This window comes from Sphingomonas sp. RS2018 (assembly GCF_054489605.1).
In genome coordinates this window covers 1-262 of sequence record NZ_JBTMWL010000019.1, presented here as the reverse complement: position 1 = coordinate 262, position 262 = coordinate 1, and the positions used below count along the sequence as shown (strand labels likewise).

Below are 262 nucleotides of genomic sequence, written 5' to 3'. Positions count from 1 at the left end.
GAGGTCCATGGTTCGCGTCTCCTCGTTCGTTACTGAACTAGCGGTGACAGTGCGCATCGATTAGCCATTGTAGATCGCAAGCGCTTATGAGCATGGTGCAGCAATGCGGCGAGGCGACCTCGATGATCTGGCGACGTTTGCAGCCGTGGCGCGAGCGCGTAGCTTTACCCGAGCGGCTGCGAAACTCGGCCTCTCACCATCGGCGCTCAGCCACGCAATGAAGGCGCTGGAGACGCGGCTTGGCGTGCGCCTGCTCGCGAGA

Annotated in this window: 1 protein-coding gene; it reads left to right on the top strand. The window is 61.8% G+C overall.

The window, feature by feature from the left end:
• Positions 1-103: 103 nt before the first annotated feature.
• A partial coding sequence (locus tag ACX40P_RS15160) for a helix-turn-helix domain-containing protein (RefSeq protein WP_459127193.1) occupies positions 104-262 on the top strand: 159 nt, incomplete at its 3' end.